The sequence below is a fragment of the Lentzea xinjiangensis genome, from assembly GCF_900110955.1.
Classification (GTDB): domain Bacteria; phylum Actinomycetota; class Actinomycetes; order Mycobacteriales; family Pseudonocardiaceae; genus Lentzea; species Lentzea xinjiangensis.
In genome coordinates, this window is record NZ_FOFR01000032.1 from 1 (window position 1) to 15,554 (window position 15,554).

General features: G+C 71.0%; 15 protein-coding genes. 6 read left to right on the forward strand and 9 right to left on the reverse strand.

Features of this window, described 5'->3' with window-relative positions:
• The 4 genes from BMW88_RS38465 to rimP all read right to left on the reverse strand — a co-directional run.
• Positions 1-1,121 (reverse strand): translation initiation factor IF-2 N-terminal domain-containing protein (locus BMW88_RS38465; RefSeq protein WP_177221632.1); only part of this gene is annotated, 1,121 nt, incomplete at its 3' end.
• Between the two features lie 87 nt (positions 1,122-1,208).
• The gene (locus tag BMW88_RS38470) at positions 1,209-1,562 is read right to left on the reverse strand and encodes a DUF448 domain-containing protein (RefSeq protein WP_089961387.1); all 354 of its coding nucleotides are present in this window, start codon (positions 1,560-1,562) and stop codon (positions 1,209-1,211) included.
• A gap of 15 nt (positions 1,563-1,577) precedes the next feature.
• Positions 1,578-2,591 carry a transcription termination factor NusA gene (gene nusA, locus BMW88_RS38475; RefSeq protein WP_089961391.1) on the reverse strand — a complete coding sequence of 338 codons (1,014 nt, stop codon included), beginning with the start codon at positions 2,589-2,591 and terminating at the stop codon, positions 1,578-1,580.
• Positions 2,588-3,112, reverse strand: coding sequence for a ribosome maturation factor RimP (gene rimP, locus BMW88_RS38480; protein ID WP_089961394.1), 525 nt, complete (start codon positions 3,110-3,112; stop codon positions 2,588-2,590). The genes nusA and rimP overlap by 4 nt, the downstream gene beginning before the upstream one ends.
• 130 nt (positions 3,113-3,242) lie before the next feature.
• Here rimP and BMW88_RS38485 point away from each other — a divergent pair, with 130 nt between their 5' ends.
• Together BMW88_RS38485 and BMW88_RS38490 are read left to right on the forward strand one after the other, a co-directional pair.
• Entirely contained in the window at positions 3,243-3,686 is a 444-nt protein-coding gene (locus tag BMW88_RS38485) for a hypothetical protein (protein WP_245778354.1), read from the forward strand.
• The gene (locus tag BMW88_RS38490) at positions 3,683-4,111 is read left to right on the forward strand and encodes a ferritin-like domain-containing protein (RefSeq protein WP_245778355.1); all 429 of its coding nucleotides are present in this window, start codon (positions 3,683-3,685) and stop codon (positions 4,109-4,111) included. Before BMW88_RS38485 ends, BMW88_RS38490 begins: the two co-directional genes overlap by 4 nt.
• A gap of 26 nt (positions 4,112-4,137) precedes the next feature.
• Here BMW88_RS38490 and BMW88_RS38495 read toward each other — a convergent pair whose 3' ends face one another.
• The 4 genes from BMW88_RS38495 to BMW88_RS38510 are packed head-to-tail and all read right to left on the reverse strand — an operon-like array spanning position 4,138 to position 7,201.
• Entirely contained in the window at positions 4,138-4,866 is a 729-nt protein-coding gene (locus BMW88_RS38495) for a hypothetical protein (RefSeq protein WP_089961400.1), read from the reverse strand.
• Between the two features lie 55 nt (positions 4,867-4,921).
• The gene (locus BMW88_RS38500; RefSeq protein WP_089961404.1) at positions 4,922-5,875 is read right to left on the reverse strand and encodes an aminotransferase class V-fold PLP-dependent enzyme; all 954 of its coding nucleotides are present in this window, start codon (positions 5,873-5,875) and stop codon (positions 4,922-4,924) included.
• Positions 5,868-6,332 carry a DUF4442 domain-containing protein gene (locus BMW88_RS38505; RefSeq protein WP_089961408.1) on the reverse strand — a complete coding sequence of 155 codons (465 nt, stop codon included), beginning with the start codon at positions 6,330-6,332 and terminating at the stop codon, positions 5,868-5,870. The genes BMW88_RS38500 and BMW88_RS38505 overlap by 8 nt, the downstream gene beginning before the upstream one ends.
• An 11-nt stretch (positions 6,333-6,343) precedes the next feature.
• The gene (locus BMW88_RS38510; RefSeq protein WP_342715341.1) at positions 6,344-7,201 is read right to left on the reverse strand and encodes a glycosyltransferase; all 858 of its coding nucleotides are present in this window, start codon (positions 7,199-7,201) and stop codon (positions 6,344-6,346) included.
• Positions 7,202-7,342: 141 nt separating this feature from the next.
• On the opposite strand from BMW88_RS38510, the gene BMW88_RS38515 reads away from it, so the two are divergent.
• On the forward strand, positions 7,343-7,750 hold the full coding sequence (locus BMW88_RS38515) for a secondary thiamine-phosphate synthase enzyme YjbQ (protein WP_089961411.1): 408 nt from the start codon (positions 7,343-7,345) through the stop codon (positions 7,748-7,750).
• A 77-nt stretch (positions 7,751-7,827) separates the two neighbouring features.
• Positions 7,828-8,892, forward strand: coding sequence for a DUF8017 domain-containing protein (locus BMW88_RS38520; RefSeq protein WP_089961414.1), 1,065 nt, complete (start codon positions 7,828-7,830; stop codon positions 8,890-8,892).
• Positions 8,893-8,913: 21 nt separating this feature from the next.
• Here BMW88_RS38520 and BMW88_RS38525 read toward each other — a convergent pair whose 3' ends face one another.
• Positions 8,914-11,901, reverse strand: a complete 2,988-nt coding sequence (locus BMW88_RS38525) for an AfsR/SARP family transcriptional regulator (protein ID WP_089961417.1) — start codon at positions 11,899-11,901, stop codon at positions 8,914-8,916.
• Positions 11,902-12,639: 738 nt separating this feature from the next.
• On the opposite strand from BMW88_RS38525, the gene BMW88_RS38530 reads away from it, so the two are divergent.
• Complete coding sequence (locus BMW88_RS38530) at positions 12,640-12,948, forward strand: hypothetical protein (protein WP_089961420.1); 309 nt, start codon at positions 12,640-12,642, stop codon at positions 12,946-12,948.
• 43 nt (positions 12,949-12,991) lie between these two features.
• Positions 12,992-15,544: an ATP-binding protein gene (locus BMW88_RS38535; protein ID WP_177221633.1), complete on the forward strand. Its 2,553-nt coding sequence runs from the start codon at positions 12,992-12,994 to the stop codon at positions 15,542-15,544.
• The last annotated feature ends 10 nt before the right edge of the window (positions 15,545-15,554 follow it).

The window sequence follows — 15,554 nt, forward strand, 5'->3', positions numbered from 1 at the left end:
CCGCCGCCACCGCCGCCACCGGGACGGAAGCCACCGCCACCGCCACCGCCGCCACCGCCGCCGCGGAAGCCGCCACCGCCGCCGCCGCCCCCACCGGGACGACCGCCGCCACCGCCACCGCCACCGGGACGGCCACCGCCGCCACCGGGACCAGGACGGTTACCGGCCGGACGGCCCGGCATCATGCCGGGGTTCGGGCGCGGGGGCATGTTGCCCGGGTTGGGGCGAGGACCGCCCTGACCGGGACCACCGGGACGCGGACCGCCCTGGCCGGGGCCGGGACGGCCACCGCCCTGCGCGGCGGCCGGGCGCTGACCACCCTGACCGGGCGTGCCGCCCGGACGGGGGTTCGCCGGACGCGGGTCGCCGGGCTTCGGGCCGGAGGGGCGGTCGCCCTGCTCCTGACGCGGGCCGGGACGAGGTCCGGGACGAGGCGCGGGAGCGTTGCCGCCACCGACGCCGAAGGGGTTGTTGCCCGGACGCGGGGAACGCGGGCCGGCAGGCTTGGGAGACTGCGGGCGCGGCGGCACCACGGACGGGGACTGCGCACCGGCGGACGCGGCCGGGGCCTGCGGCTGCTGGGGCTCTTGCGGCTGCTGCTGCGGAGCCGGGCGCGGGCCCGGACGCGGGCCACCCGGCTTGGCGCCGGGAGCCGGAGCGGCCTTGGGGGCGGCCGGAGCCGACGCGGCGGGTGCCGGTGCGGCGGCCGGAGCCTCCGGTTGCTGCTGGGGTGCGGGCGCGGCGGGAGCCGGAGCCTGCGCGGCAGGAGCTGCCGGGGCGGGCTTCGGCGCCGGCGGGCGCGGTGCCGCGGGCTTCGGGCCGGGGAAGGCCTTGGGCGCCGCGGGCTTGGTGTCGGACGCTGCCGGCTTGGGCTCCGCCGGTGCGGCGGGCGCCGCGGCAGCGGCGGGTGCGGGGGCCTTGGGCTTCGGGGCCGAAGGCTTGGGGGCCGAAGGCTTCGCCTTGGCTTCGTAGGCGTCACGGAGCCGGCGGGCCACGGGGGCCTCGACGGTCGACGACGCCGACTTCACGTACTCGCCCTGTTCGGCGAGCTTGTTCAGAACTTCCTTGCTAGTAACACCGAGCTCTTTCGCGAGCTCATGCACTCGGGCCTTGCCTGCCACTGCTCTCCTTGGTCGTGAGGCCGGCGGGCAAGTCCCATCGACCTCGTCTTAACGTCGCGCGTTCATGTCTTCAGCTTCACGGCTGACTCATGACGGGTCGACCTGCTTCCTTGTTTCCTGCTGACCGAAGGGCTGTCCTCCGGCCGGGTTCCCGTGCCGCTGCTCCAGGTGCTCGCGCAACAAAGCGACGTCGAGGGCTCCCTGGACCCGGAGGGCCCGCGAGAACGCCCGTCGCCGCTCGGCGTTGCGCAGACATTCGAGATCGAAATGCAACCAAGCACCCCGACCAGGAAGCCGCCTGCGGACGTCCGGAACCACCGATCCGTCCACCGCGACCACACGCAGCAGCTCAGAGTGCAACGTCCGGATGCGGCACCCAATGCACGTGCGAACTGGGCCGATGTGCTGGGAGACCGAACCCGACGTTGAACCGTTGATAATTCTATCCCCTGGAACTCATTCGGCCGAACTGGATGTGACTGCTCCGGCAGCCGGAGACTCCGCGTCGCTGCGGATGTCGATGCGCCAGCCGGTCAGGCGGGCGGCCAGGCGGGCGTTCTGCCCCTCCTTGCCGATCGCGAGCGACAGCTGGAAGTCCGGCACCACGACGCGCGCCGTCTTGGCGCGCTCGTCGAGCACTCGTACGGACACAACCTTGGCCGGGGACAAGGCATTCCCGACGAAGGTGGCCGGGTCGTCCGAGTGGTCGATGATATCGATCTTCTCACCGCCGAGCTCGTGCATGACGTTGCGCACGCGGGCGCCCATCGGGCCGATGCAGGCGCCCTTGGCGTTCACGCCGGAGACCGTCGACTTGACCGCGATCTTCGAACGGTGACCTGCCTCACGTGCCACCGCGGGGATCTCCACGGTGCCGTCCGCGATCTCCGGGACCTCGAGGGCGAACAGCCGCCGCACGAGGTTCGGGTGCGTGCGCGACAGGGCGATCTGCGGGCCGCGCGAGCCGCGGGAGACGCTCACGACGTAGCACTTGATCCGCTCGCCGTGGTTGTACTGCTCGCCCGGCACCTGCTCGGCCGGCGGCAGGACGCCCTCGGTGTCACCCACCTGGACGACGACCATGCCGCGGGCGTTCGCGCGGGCGTCGCGCTGCACGACGCCCGCGATGATCTCGCCCTCCTTGGCGGCGAACTCGCCGAACGTGCGCTCGTGCTCGGCGTCGCGCAGGCGCTGCAGGATGACCTGGCGCGCCGTGGTGGCCGCGATGCGGCCGAAGCCCTCCGGAGTGTCGTCCCACTCCTCCTGGACCACGCCGTCAGGCCCCAGCTCCTGCGCGAGCACGCGCACGACCCCGGTCTTGCGGTCGATCTCCACCCGCGAGTGCGAGTGGTGCCCCTCGGTGTGCTTGTAGGCGGTCAGCAGCGCTGACTCGATCGCCTCCAGGACCGTCTCGAAGGGGATGTCCTTTTCACGTTCGATCGCCCTCAGGGCGGCGATGTCGACGTTCACCTCGGCTCCTCCTCCGGTGCTTTGCGAGTGAGCCGAGCCAGTTCCTCGACCGGCGGCTGCTTGAACTCGATCTCCATGACCGCGCGTTCGATGTGGCGGTACTCCACGCGCCTCAGCTCGCCCTGGTGCAGCAGCTCGACCCCGGTCTCGTCGCACTCGCCGACCCGGCCGAACCACTCGGCCTGCTCCGGCTGCTTGATCTTCACGAGACGCAGGTGCGCGCGCTTCCAGTGGCGCGGGCGGGTGAGCGGGCGGTCGACACCCGGCGAGGTGACCTCGAGGGTGTACGGCCCGTTGATGAGGTGGTCGTGCGCGTCGAGCGCGGCGGAGACCACGCGGCTCGCCTCGGCGACCTCGTCGAGACCGATGCCGTCCTCACCGTCCACGACGACCTTGACCAGACGGCGGCGACCAGCCTGATTCACGTCGAGCGCGTCGAGGTCGAAGCCGATGGCCTCGAGAGCTTCCCGCACAACGGGCGCAAGCTGCGCGGAAAGCTCTCCGCGCGGCGGGCTGGACACGTGGTGACTCCTTCGAGTTCGAACGCATGGAAACCCCGGCCGACGACGTGGTCGGCGACCGTGGACGCCAAGACTATCTCGTTCGCCCGCCTCCCACCGCCCCGCACGGCTGCTGGCAAGATGGGTTCGCGTGATCTCCGAATCGGTCAGCCGCCGTCGCGTGCTGCTCGCGGTGGCCGCCGCACCGCTCGCCGTTGCGTGCACCACAGAACCTCCCGCGCCACCGCCGCCGGACCCGCTGTCGGCCCTCGCCGCGCAGGCCCGCACGGACGCCGCGCTGGCCAGGACGCTGACGACGGTGCCGGCGGCCTCTGAGATCGCGAAGGCCCGCGAGACGCACGCCGCCCTGCTGCAGGCGGAGGTCGACCGGGAGCGCCCGCCGCTGTCCTCCACGGCCCCGCCCGTCCCCACCACGCCGCCCACGCCGCCGGACCCGGTGGCGGCGCTGCGGACCGCGCTCGACGGGGCGGTCCGCGAGGCCTCGGCCGCCGTCGCGTCGCTGCCGAGCCACCGGGCCGGGCTCGTCGGTTCGGTGGCCGCCGGCTGCGCCTCGCTGCGGGAGGTGCTCGCGTGAACGTCGACGCCGTGCAGACCGCTCTCGGCACCGAGCACGCGGCGTTGTGGACCTACGGGATGGTGTCCGCGTTCCTGGGCAACCAGGCCGCGGCCGTCGCGGAGGGCGTCACCGCGCACCGGGCACGCCGGGACACGACCGAGCGGTGGCTGCGCGACCAGGGTGCGACGCCCGCGCCGCCCGCGGCCGCCTACCTGCCGCCCTCCCCCGTGTCGGACGGGCCTTCCGCGCTCGCGGCGCTCGTGGCGGTCGAGCAGGACACCTGCGCCGCGTGGCGGGGGGTGCTGGAGCGCACCGACGACCCCGCGCTGCGGACGTCGGCGCTGGAGTCGCTGACGGCGGCGGCGGTGCGGGCGACGAGGTGGCGCAAGGTCGCCGGGGCGACCCCGGCGTCCATCACGATGCCGGGTGTCGCCTCGGGTTAGGTTCCGCGCGGGGACCGGTGCGGGCTCTAGTCGCCGAACGACGAAGCGAGCCTGATCGCGTCCTCGGAGACCTTCTTCATCTCCTTGTTGTGCGCGAGCGCGTCGGCGCCCCTGACCGGCGAGTCCGACTCGACGATCACGACCTCCTGGTCGCGTTGCTCGGAGGCGTACCCGCCGTTGGCGAGCGTGGTCAGCGGCGGCACGCTGATCGCCTTGTCCAGCACCAGGTCCTTGACGTTGCCGGTGCCGTCCTTCTGGGTCAGCTCGCGCAGTTGCCGCGCCTCGTCCGCCGTGCGCATCTTCACCACGGACACCGACGAGTAGACGGTGCGGCCGTCGGGCAGCTTGGCGGTGTAGAAGGCGCGCGTCAGCTGCAGGCACGGCGTGGCCTTGAAGAACGCCTGCGTCTGCCCGGTCGCGTGGACCGCGCAGTCGCTGTCCTTCACCGGCCCCGGCAGCTGCGGCACGCTGGTGAACTCGAACTCCCCCGCGGTCTTCTGCGGCTGCGCGACCGGTTCGTCGACCCGCTCCGACGGCTGCAGCACCCACCACACGAAACCCGAGACCACCGCGACGCCCACGAGCGCCAGCGCCTTGCCCAGCCACGTCGTCTTGCGCTGGGGCGCAGGCGGCGGGGAGGGTGGGTGCGGCCGGCGGTTGTCCATGATCGACTGGAGCTTCACCAGCTCGTCGGCCGGGTACAACGGCGCGGTGTCGGTCGGCCTCGGTGGGAATCGAGGCAGGTTCTGGGTCACCTCTTCAGGTGACTGGCGTGGTTCCGACACAAGGACCAACGGTAACGGACGGCAGTCACGCAAGCGCTTCGAGCACCCGGTCAACGTCCTCGACCGTGTTGTACATGTGACACGCGAACCGCGTCCTGCCTGCACGAACCGATGAGACGACGCCCGGAACGGGTGCCGCGCCCACTGAGACGATCGACGACCCGTTCGGGGGAAGGCCGAGCCCGGCGAGGAGGCGATCCGTCAAGCTCACGCAGTGCGCGCGCACGGCCTCAAGATCGAGGGTGGCCACCCATGGCAGCGCCACCGCCGCACCGACGTGAGCGAACCACGTCGGCGAGAGGTCGAACCGCCGTGCGTCCGGACGGAGCACCAGCTCGGTTCCGTAGTTCTCCTCCGTGCTGTACCAGTTCGCCGCCACGGGACTGAGGAAGTCCATCCGGTCCGGCCGCACCGCCAGCCAGGCAGCGCCCCGCGGCGACATCAGCCACTTGTACGCGACACCGACGACGAAGTCCGCCCACGCCAACGACAACGGCATCCACCCGGCCGCCTGCGAGACGTCCAGCAGCACCGGTTTGCCCGACGCGCGCAACGCCTCCAGGTCCGCGATGGCCCCGTCCGCGGACTGGACCACGCTCACCGCGACGAGATCGCATTCGTCCACAGTGGACACGATCCGGTGGCCCGCCGCCACGAACGGCAGCGTGACGCTGGTGAACTCGCCGGGGTCGAGGAAGACCTTCGAGCCGGCGGGCAGCGCCTGAGCGACCAGCGAGACGAACTGCGAGACCGTGGCGCCGCACGCGACCGATGTCGCGGGCACCCCGATCAGCCGGCCGAACGCCGCACGGGAGGTCTCGACGACGCCGGTGAAGCTCGACGAGGTGTCCTGGCCGCGGCGCCACCGCTCGTGAGCGGCCGCCACCGCGTCGGCGACGTGCCGCGGGGGCACACCGATGGACGCCGTGTTGAGGTATCCCGGCTCGACGTCGAAGACGGCCCCGAACGCCTCACGCATGCGCGAGCCGCTTGTCGCGCTTGCGCCGCGCGTAGACCTGCTTGCGCACCTTGGCGATCACGGTCCCATCCTGCCCCACGACGTCCGTGTCGAACCAGATCAACGCCTTCGCGCCGGACCCGGTCCGCTCCAGGACCTGCTCGACGTGCTCGTCGGTCAGCCGGAACTCCGCGCGCACGGTGCCGCGGCCGGGCGCCACGAACTCGATCTCGCCGGCCCGGTCCCACACCACGTGCTCGCCCTTGAGCTGGTGGAACAGCAGCAGCACCCAGAAGGGGTCGGTCATCGCGAACAGCGAGCCGCCGAAGTGGGTCCCGAAGAAGTTGCGGTTCCACGGACGCAGGCGCATCCGGACCCGTGCGTACCGGTAGTCCGGTGAGATCTCCTCGACGCGGATGCCGGCGAACAGGAACGGCGGCCACAGGTTCATGCCGAGGCGCAGGCGGCTTGCCTTCATAAAAAACAGTGTTACACAACGTCCGCCAGCCTGTCCGCGACTTCCTCCGGCGACGGCATGTGACGTATCTCTTCGGCTACCCGAGCTGCGGCTTCCCGGTAACTGCCGACCGCGAGCACCCGCCGCGCGCTCTCCGCGACCGCGTCGGCACTCACCGCGTCCGGCCACACGCCCGCACCCGCCTCGACGAGTGCCGACGCGTTGCCGAACTGGTCCGCGCCCCGCGGCAGCACGACCTGGGGGACGCCGTGGGCCAGTGCCGCCAGCATCGTGCCGCTACCGCCGTGGTGGACGACGACGTCCGCCTGCCTGATGACCTCGGCTTGCGGCAGCCACGGGTGCACGGAGACGTTCGGCGGCAGCTCGCCCAGCCGCACTCGCGGCGCGGCGACGACCACCTGCGCGTCGAGCCGCCCGAGGCCCGCGATGGCGTTCCTCAGCACGTCCTCGGTGCCGAACACCGTGCCGAGCGTGAGGTAGACCAACGTCTCGTGCGTCCGCCGGGGCACCTCGCCGGGCGTGGCGTGCGGCACCGGTCGCAGCAGGAGGCGGTCGGCGCGGAAGCCCTCGTCCTGCAGCGAGGGCGGGCAGATGTCGAGGTGCCGCCCGCCCTCCGGCCGGGCCAGCCCGGTGCCCTCGGGGAACATCCGCCCGAACCCGTGCCACAGCACCGGGAACGCCCGCCTGCGCGCCTCCGCGAAGACCTCGGGGACCGCCCACCCGGCGATCACCAGGTCGGGCAGGACGCGTTCGAGCTCGGGGGCGATGTCCTCGGCGTAGATCTCGCCGAACACCAGCCCCGGGCGGAACGGGCGCAGCCCCAGCCGGTCCAGTTCGGGGTGCAGGTCCTCCCCGACCGCGAAGTGCACCTCGTGCCCCGCGTCGCGCAGGGCGAGCGCCAGCGGTACCAGGGGGTAGGTGTGTGACCGGCCGTCGCCATGCCGGCGAAGAGCACGCGCATGCCGCGACGGTACTGCGGGCGCGCGAGCGGGTTCGTAAGATCTGGTGCCATGCGCAGCGAGGAGATCCAGGTCCGCACCGGTGCCGAGGAGGTCGTCCACGACCTCACCAGCGAGTGCGAGCGGTTCCTCGCCGACGAGAACGGTGACGGGCTGCTGCACGTGTGGGTGCCCCACGCGACGGCGGGCATCGCCATCATCGAGACGGGCGCCGGCAGCGACGACGACCTGCTGACCGCGTTGGAACGCGTCCTCCCCCACGACGTGAAGTGGCGGCACCGGCACGGCGCCCCCGGCCACGGCCGCGACCACGTGATGCCCGCGCTGGTGGCGCCGTACGCGACGATCCCGGTGCTGGGCGGCGTGCTGGCGCTCGGGACCTGGCAGTCGATCTGCCTCGTGGACACCAACGTCGACAACCCCGTCCGCACGGTTCGGCTGAGCTTCCTGGCCGGCTGAGCTCCCAGGCCGCGACGACCCGCGGCAGCGCGGACGAGGGATCGGGGGCTGTCGGACGCACGAGGTACCGTTTGCCCGTGACGTACCCAGGTGGCGGCGGGCAGGGCGGCTGGAACGACCAGCAGGGCTGGAACGACCAGCAGGGCTGGGGTCAGCAGCAGGGTGAGCACCCCAGCGGCGGTTACCCGGTCGGCGGCCATCCGCAGACGGGCGGCTTCCCCCAGCAAGGCGGGTTCCCGCAGCAGGGGGAGCACCCCAGCGGCGGCTACCCGGTCGGCGGCCCCCCGCAGACGGGCGGCTTCCTCCAGCAGGGCGGCTTCCCGCACCAAGGCGGTTTCCCCCAGCAGGGCGGCGGCTACGGCGGTCTCGGGGTGTACGGCGGGTTCGGCGACGAGCCGCCGAAGAAGAGCAAGAAGACGGTGTGGCTGGCGCTCGGCGCGGTCGTGCTGGTGCTCCTGGCCGCCGGTGGCCTGACGTGGTTCCTGGTCGCGCAGTCGGATGACGACCCGGCCGCGCAGACGACCACGCCGGCCCCCACGAGCACCTCCTCCTCGCAGCAGGCCGAGGCGGGGTGTCCGAAGAACGACGGCATGCAGTGCGTGAAGACGTCGCTCGGCTTCACCTACGAGGTGCCGAGGACGTGGGACATCATCGACGCGAGCATCCCGGTCGAGAAGTTCGCGGGCGTCTCGCTGACCGGCGTCACCTCGTACGGCGACTACACCTGCGAGGGCAAGCCGTTCACGAAGGGCACCAACGGCGGAGCGCTGCTGCCGAAGGGCGACATCAACAAGACCGCCACCGACTTCACCACGGCCGTCGCGACGCAGTACTACTCGTCGGGCGGCGCGCCGCAGGTCACGCTGACGCAGCCCAAGCCCGTGAAGATCCAGCACACCCAGAAGAACGGCGAGAAGGTCGTCGTCGAGGGCGTGCAGGTCGACGCCACCGTCACCCAGTCCGGCAACAAGTGCCTGGCGAGCAAGGGCATGGTCAAGGTCGTCGTGCTCAACGGCAGCAGCAAGCTGCACGTGCTGGTCGTGAACGGCGACCTGGAGGGCGGCGGGGGTGGCGCCACGCCGCCGTTGCCCAAGGAGTCCGACCTGCAGAAGGTGGTCGACTCGCTGGTGCCGACCACCTAGCACCCGCCGAGAGCGGCTCGTCTACCGCGCGCCGCCGTTCGACGGGACGGCGGTGGGCGCGGCCGTCTCGGCGGTGATCTTCTCCAGCACCGCCACCGCCTTGCTCTCCCACAGGGCGAGCCGCAGTTCCTGGAACGTCATCATCGCCTGCTCGACGATGGCGACCGCGTGGAACGTCTCCCCGCGCTGGGCCACCAGCTGCGCGAGGTCGAGCCTGATCCGCGCGGCGCCGACCCGGTCGAGGTTCTCCTCGCACAACCGGATCGCGCGCCGCAGCAGCCGGCCCGCCTCCGTGAACATCCGCATCCGGCCGTTGATCAGGCCGAGGGAGTGCAACGCGTAGCTCTCGCCGACGATGTCGCCGGAGCGCTGCACCATGCCGAGCACCGACGTGATGAGCTGCTGCGCCTGCTCGTAGCGCCCCTGCACCAGCATCGCGCTGCCGAGCCGGTAGAGGATCTGGGCCTCGACGCGCGGGCTGGAGATCTCCCGGCACATGCCGAGCGCGCCGCGCAGCTGCCCCACCGCGAGCTCGTGCTCGCCGCGGTCGAGCGAGAGCTGCGCGAGCTGGGACACCACGTACGCCTGGCCGACGACGTCGTCGACGTGCTGGAAGCCCGCCAGCGACTGCTCGAAGACCAGGGCGGCGCGTTCGGGACGTCCCTCGTGGTACTCGAGCAGGCCCAGGTTCCTGCGCACCAGAGCCAGGCCGTGGACGTCGTCGAGCTCGAGGAAGAGCTCCAGGGCGGGTTCCAGGGCCGTCCTGGCCGCGTCCATCCGGCGCTGGCTCTGGTGCAACGACCCGAGCGAGCACAGCAAGGCCGCCGTGCCGCGCTTGTTGCCCGCCTTGCGCACGGCTTCGAGCGCACGTTCGTGGGTGTGCTGCCAGTCGTCGCAGTAGCTGCGGGTCTCGAACAACGTCACGAGCGTGGTGGCGAGGTCCCAGCACAGCTCGTCCAGGCCGGCGTCGGCAGCCTGGAACACGGCCGCGCAGAGGCTCTGGCGCTCGCTCTCCAACCAGCCCAACGGGTCTTCGAGCACCTGGCCGACGTACGAGGCGTGCGGTTGCCAACGTTGACCATGGCCGTGCAGGACCGTGAAGTCGCCGCCGTAGAGCTTCTTGTGCGCCTGCTCCGCCATCGCGAGCCATCCGCCGGTGACGCGTTCGACCGCGGCAAGCTGCGCGGCGGGGGCCTCGTGCACCGCGAGCTGCTCCTTGGCGAACAGGCGGATCAGGTCGTGGAAGCGGTACCTCGGCAGGCCCGTGACGTCGCTGCCCGCCACGTCGAGGAGCTGGGCGTCGACGAGGCGCTCGAGCATGTCGAAGCCTCGGTGGCGTTCGTCGTCGGTGAGCGCCGACGCCGTCCAGACCGGCAGGCTTTCCGCCTCCAGCAACGACATCAGCCGCATCACCCGGCGCGTCTCGGCGGCCAGCCCGTCGTAGGTGAGCGAAAGGCTGGCCCGCACGACCATGTCGCCGTGCACCAGTTCGTCGAGGCGGTGCCGTTCGTCGGAGAGACGACCGACCATCGAGGCGAGCGTCCAGTGCGGGCGGGCGGCCAGGCGCGCGCCGATGATGCGCAGCGCCAGTGGGAGCCCTCCCATGACATCCGCCAACGCGGCCGCGGCGACGGGTTCGCTGCCGAGGCGTTGCACGCCGATGATGCGCCTCAACAACTCCAGCGCGTCACCGGAGTCCATGAAGTCGACGTCGACCAAATGAGATCCCGCCAAACCGGTCAGCCGCGTCCGGCTCGTGACGATCACACCGCACGTGGGCGAACCGGGAAGCAGTTGGTGCACCTGGGACTCACTGGCCGCGTCGTCCAGCACGACCAGCACGCGGCGGTTGGCGAGCATGCTGCGGTACATGTCTGCCCGTTCGTCCGCGCTATCGGGCAAAGACGAGCCCACGGCGCCCAAAGCGGACAGGAACCGGCCGAGAACTTCGGCGGGAGTGGCCGGTTGGGCTTGCGTGCCGCGCAGATCGCAGTAGAGCTGGCCGTCCGGGTAGGTCTCGGCGGCGACGCGATGGGCCACGTGGACCGCGAGGGTGCTCTTGCCGATACCGGCCTTTCCCGAGATGTTCACCACCGGCATGGTCGTGTGGTCGTCCGAGAGCACGGCTTCCACCCGCGCCACCAGGTCCTGCCTGCCGACGAAGTCCGCGATGGTCGCCGGGAGCTGGTGCGGTGACACGACGTTCTGCACCGTGATCGGGGCCGGCTTCTGCTGGTCGAGGCGCAGCACCTGGTCGTCGGTCAGGATCGCGGTCTCGAGCTTGCGGAGCTGGTCGCTCGGTTCGAGGCCGAGGTGCTCGATGAAGAGGTCGCGGCCGGTGCGGTAGACGTCGAGCGCTTCCGGTTTCCGCCCGGATCGGTAGAGCGCGAGCATGAGCTGGCCGCGCGGCCGTTCCCGCAGCGGGTGTTCGGTCACCAGGCTCTGCAATTCGGCGATGAGAGCGTGGTGCCTGCCGAGCAGCAACTCCATGTCGATGCAGTTCTCCAGCACCGACAAGCGTTTCTCGTCGAGCCGCAGGGCTTTGTTCTGCAACGTCGCCGCGGCGCCGCCCAGCGTGGGGCCGCGCCACAACGCCAGCGCCGAGCGCAGGATCGTCGACGCCTCCTCCACCCGTCCCTGGCGGGTGGCGGCCTCCGACTCGGCCACCCTGCGCTCGAAGACGACGGCGTCGATCTTGTCGGCCGCGACGCGCAGCAGGTAGCCGGGCTGGCGGGTCTCGATCTGGGCGTCGACGCCGACCCGCGTGAACTCCCGCCGGAGCGCGGACACGCAGATCTGGATCTGCGCCCGCGCGGTCGACGGCGGGGTGTGCTCCCACACGAGGTCGATCAGCTGGTCCATGGCGACCACGCGGTTGGCCTCGAGCAGGAGGGCGCCCAGGATCGTCTGCTGCCGGCCGGGAGGAACCTGGACCTGCTCCTCGGCGCCGATGACCTCGATCGGGCCGAGCAGTTTGAAAATCAGTTTGTCGTCAGGGCCGGAACTCATATCGGACGACCCCTCGCGCCTTCATTTCCCGCAAAGCCACTACACCTCACGCTCCGGTCGCGTTCACCGTTACGGAATTGCATCCACCGAAGACGAGGAAAGGCACTCCCAGGGCGTCACCTCAAGATCGGTTTGCAAGATGAAGATGTTTCACATCTGTGTTCCGACTCCGGTTGCACCAAGCACAGGTAGCACTCGCAAGGTAATGCTCCCGAAGTTAGTCTCGGCCGAGAAAACTGTCAAGATCCTTCTTGTGCGCGTGGACACATCCTCCACAATGTGCCCGATCTCAATAGGCATCTCATTTGGCACTGGTCAGGGCGGTAACAACATGGCAGCTCAGGCGGTAACTCGGCGTGAAATTCATGGTCGTGATGGTGGTTCACCGCGATCCTACGACATGCCGTCGGGCGACAGCCTGAACGCCTCACCGACGCTACTCCGAAGGGCACAAGCCGTTCGTTCGGATCACCAGCCGCACTCCGAGCAATGCGGTACCCCGCACCTAATTCTGCGGATAACCGACCACCCTGCGTAGTAACAGTGGATTGCTGAGTGACGAGTCAGCTCACACACCGTCTCAATTGGCGACTTCCTGCGTCACGACCGATTGATACGCGGTGGGTACGTGATAGAGCGGCGATGGGCGGCGCTCCTAACTTGTATCGCGGGGCGCCACTGGAAGGTGTCCGCAGCACGAACTGGAAGCTCAGGTCCGAGCAACAAGAGGAGGCCGACATGACCCGCAGGACGACCGCCGCCGCCACTCTGGTTCTCTCCGCCATCCCCGCGGTCCTGGCGCTCACGCTGTTCACCGGGACGGCGCAGGCCGACGACACCCCGTGGGCCAACGGCCTCTCGGGTGACACGCCGTGGGCCAACGTCATCGACGACGACACGCCGTGGGCCAAGTCCCACTCCATCGACACCCCGTGGGCCTTGAGCGTGGCGAGCGACAACATCCCGTCGGGCAAGGCAGTTCCCAACGACGGCGACACTCCGTGGGCCGACATCACCCCGCTGAGCGACGACACCCCCTGGGCCTGATCCCTCCCTCCGTCCGGATGACCACGTAATGGAGGCCGGCACCATGCGATTCCACCTTCTGGGCTCCCTGGAAGTCCTCGACGACGACATGCCAGTGCCCTTGGGCGGCATCAAGCAGCGTGCGGCTCTGGGATACCTCCTGCTGCACGCCAACCGCGTGGTGGCGACCAGCAGGCTGCTCCAGGCGCTGTGGTCGCGGGACGTCCCGCCCACCGCCCGCAAGATGCTCCAGAACGCGGTCTCCGGACTGCGCGGCATCCTCACCCCGCACGGCGGCACCGGTGGTTCCGCTCTGCTGCTGACCCACGCGCCGGGCTACCTGCTGCGCGTGGACGAGGACTCGCTCGACCTGTCGCGCTTCCGGCAGCTCACCGAACAGGGCCGGGGTGAGCTGTCCGCGGGCAACTGGACCGCTGCGGCGAAGGTGCTCCGCACGGCGCTCAGCCTGTGGCGCGGACCGGTGCTCGCGGACCTCGCGGAGACCGGCATCACCTGGCCGGAGCTCACCGCCATCAAGGACTGGCGGCTCGCCACGCAGGAGGACTGCTTCGAGGCGGAGCTCGCCTGCGGCAGGCACTACGAGATCATCGGCGAGCTCGAGTCCCTGATCGAGGTCGAGCCGTACCGCGAACGGCTCAACGGCCAGCTCATGCTCGCGCTGTACCGGTGCGGACGCCAGGTCGACGCGTTGAGCGTCTACCGCCGCACGAGGGCGGCGCTGGTGGAGGAGCTCGGTCTCGAACCGGGCCGCGAGCTGCAGGAGCTGGAGCGCGCGATCCTCGACCACGCCCCCTCCCTGGACCTGCCGCCGTCAGTGCAGCGCAGGCACCTGCTCGCCGTCGGCAAGTCCTCGCCGGCTCCCGTGCCCGCGCCCGTCGTGATCACGCCGCCGCCGGTCGCGGAGCCCGCTGCTCCCGCGGTCCCGGTGGACGTGACGGTCGTGGAGCGCAAGCAGGTCAGCGTCGTGATGGTGTCCGCTCAGCTCGGTCTCGCGACCGGTGACGGCGACCCCGAGGACGTCGACGGCGTGCACCAGGAGGTCGCTTCCGCCGTCCGCGCCGAGGTTTCCCGGCTGGGAGGCGTCGTCGGCGGCAACGTCGGTTCCGTGTTCCTCGCGATGTTCGGTGTTCCCAGGACTTCCGAGGACGACGCCGACCGCGCTGTGCGCGCCTCGCTGGCCGTCCGCGACCGCCTCTCGTCCGTCGCGGACGTGCAGATCGGCGTGGCGACCGGCGATGCTCTCGTTCGCCTGCCCTCCTCGGGCACGCCCACGGCGACCGGCGTGCTGCTCGACCGGTGCCGTCAGCTCATGTCGTTGGCACCGCTGAGCGCGGTCCGAGCGTGCACCACGACCCGTGACGCCACCAGCTCCGTGACGTGGGCCGCTGATCCCGCCCCGACCGGCGGCTGGGAGGCGGTCTCGTGCGTGTCCCCGCAGGGCGCGACCCGCCGCGCGCAGGCCGCCGTGCCGTTCGTCGAACGTGAACGCGAGCTGCTGTTGCTGCGGGGGCTTCTCGACGACGTCCGCGGCCGCCGCCGTCCGCACTTCGTGACCGTGCTCGGGGAAGCCGGTGTGGGCAAGACCCGGCTGGTCGACGAGCTCACCGCTTCGTGCGCCACGGTGTTGCGCGGCACCGCCACCGCGTTCGGCGACGACCACGGCTACGGGCCGTTGTCCGACGTCGTCCGCGGCTTCGCGGAGCCGGAGACCCTGCGCGACGCGGTGTCGGCGCTGGTCGGCACCGGTGAGCTCGCCCAGACCCTGCTGGCGGGCCTGGCCGGGCTGCTGGAGCCCTCCCCCGCCACCTCCGCCGACTTCCCGGCGTGGCGCCGGTTCCTGGAGGAGATCGCCGACTCCACGCCGCTGGTGGTCGTCCTGGAGGACCTGCACTGGGCGAACGACGTGGTGCTCGACTTCGTGGAGGAGCTCAGCGAGTACGCGGGCTCCGTGCCGCTGCTGGTGATCGCGACCGCTCGACCCGAGCTGCTGCGGCGCCGGCCGTCGTGGTTCGGCGGCAAGCGCAACGTCACCACGATCAGCCTGGAGCCGTTGTCCCACAACGGGACCCGGAACCTGCTGAACTCGTTGCCGCAGACCGCCGAACTGCCGTCGGAGCTGTGGCAGGCCCTGGTCTCGGCCGTCGGCGGCAACCCGTTGTTCGCCACCGAGTACGCCCGCATGATCGCCGACCCGCGCATGTCGTGTCCGCTCGGCGATGCTCCGCTGCCGGTCCCGCCGTCCGTGCGTGCTGTGCTCACCGCTCAGCTCGACTCGTTGCCGTTCGAGCTGAAGGCGGTGCTGCAGGACGCCGCGGTCGTGGGCGACCTGGTGTCTCCCGGTGCCGTGGCCGTCACGGGGCAGCGCGAGCCGCTCGACGTCGCCAAGGCGCTGGAGCTGCTGGAACAGCGCGACTTCCTGCGCCGGCAGGGACGCAACAGCGAGACAGGCGAGATCGAGTACGGCTTCCGGCACCCGCTCATGCGCGACATCGTCGCCGAGCAGCTCCCCCGCGCCGTGCGTGCTTCGAAGCAGGAACGTGCCCTCTCGTGGTTCGAGGAGCCCGCGCTGGACCTCACCGGCCGCCGGGCGGGCTGATCCGCTCCCG

Bases quoted from the DNA above. Each gene is read 5' to 3' on its own strand.
- BMW88_RS38530 (WP_089961420.1), top strand. From the start codon at position 12,640: ATGACCCGCAGGACGACCGCCGCCGCCACTCTGGTTCTCTCCGCCATC.
- BMW88_RS38515 (WP_089961411.1), top strand. From the start codon at position 7,343: ATGCGCAGCGAGGAGATCCAGGTCCGCACCGGTGCCGAGGAGGTCGTC.
- BMW88_RS38525 (WP_089961417.1), bottom strand. From the start codon at position 11,901: ATGAGTTCCGGCCCTGACGACAAACTGATTTTCAAACTGCTCGGCCCG.
- BMW88_RS38505 (WP_089961408.1), bottom strand. From the start codon at position 6,332: ATGAAGGCAAGCCGCCTGCGCCTCGGCATGAACCTGTGGCCGCCGTTC.
- BMW88_RS38500 (WP_089961404.1), bottom strand. From the start codon at position 5,875: ATGCGTGAGGCGTTCGGGGCCGTCTTCGACGTCGAGCCGGGATACCTC.
- BMW88_RS38535 (WP_177221633.1), top strand. From the start codon at position 12,992: ATGCGATTCCACCTTCTGGGCTCCCTGGAAGTCCTCGACGACGACATG.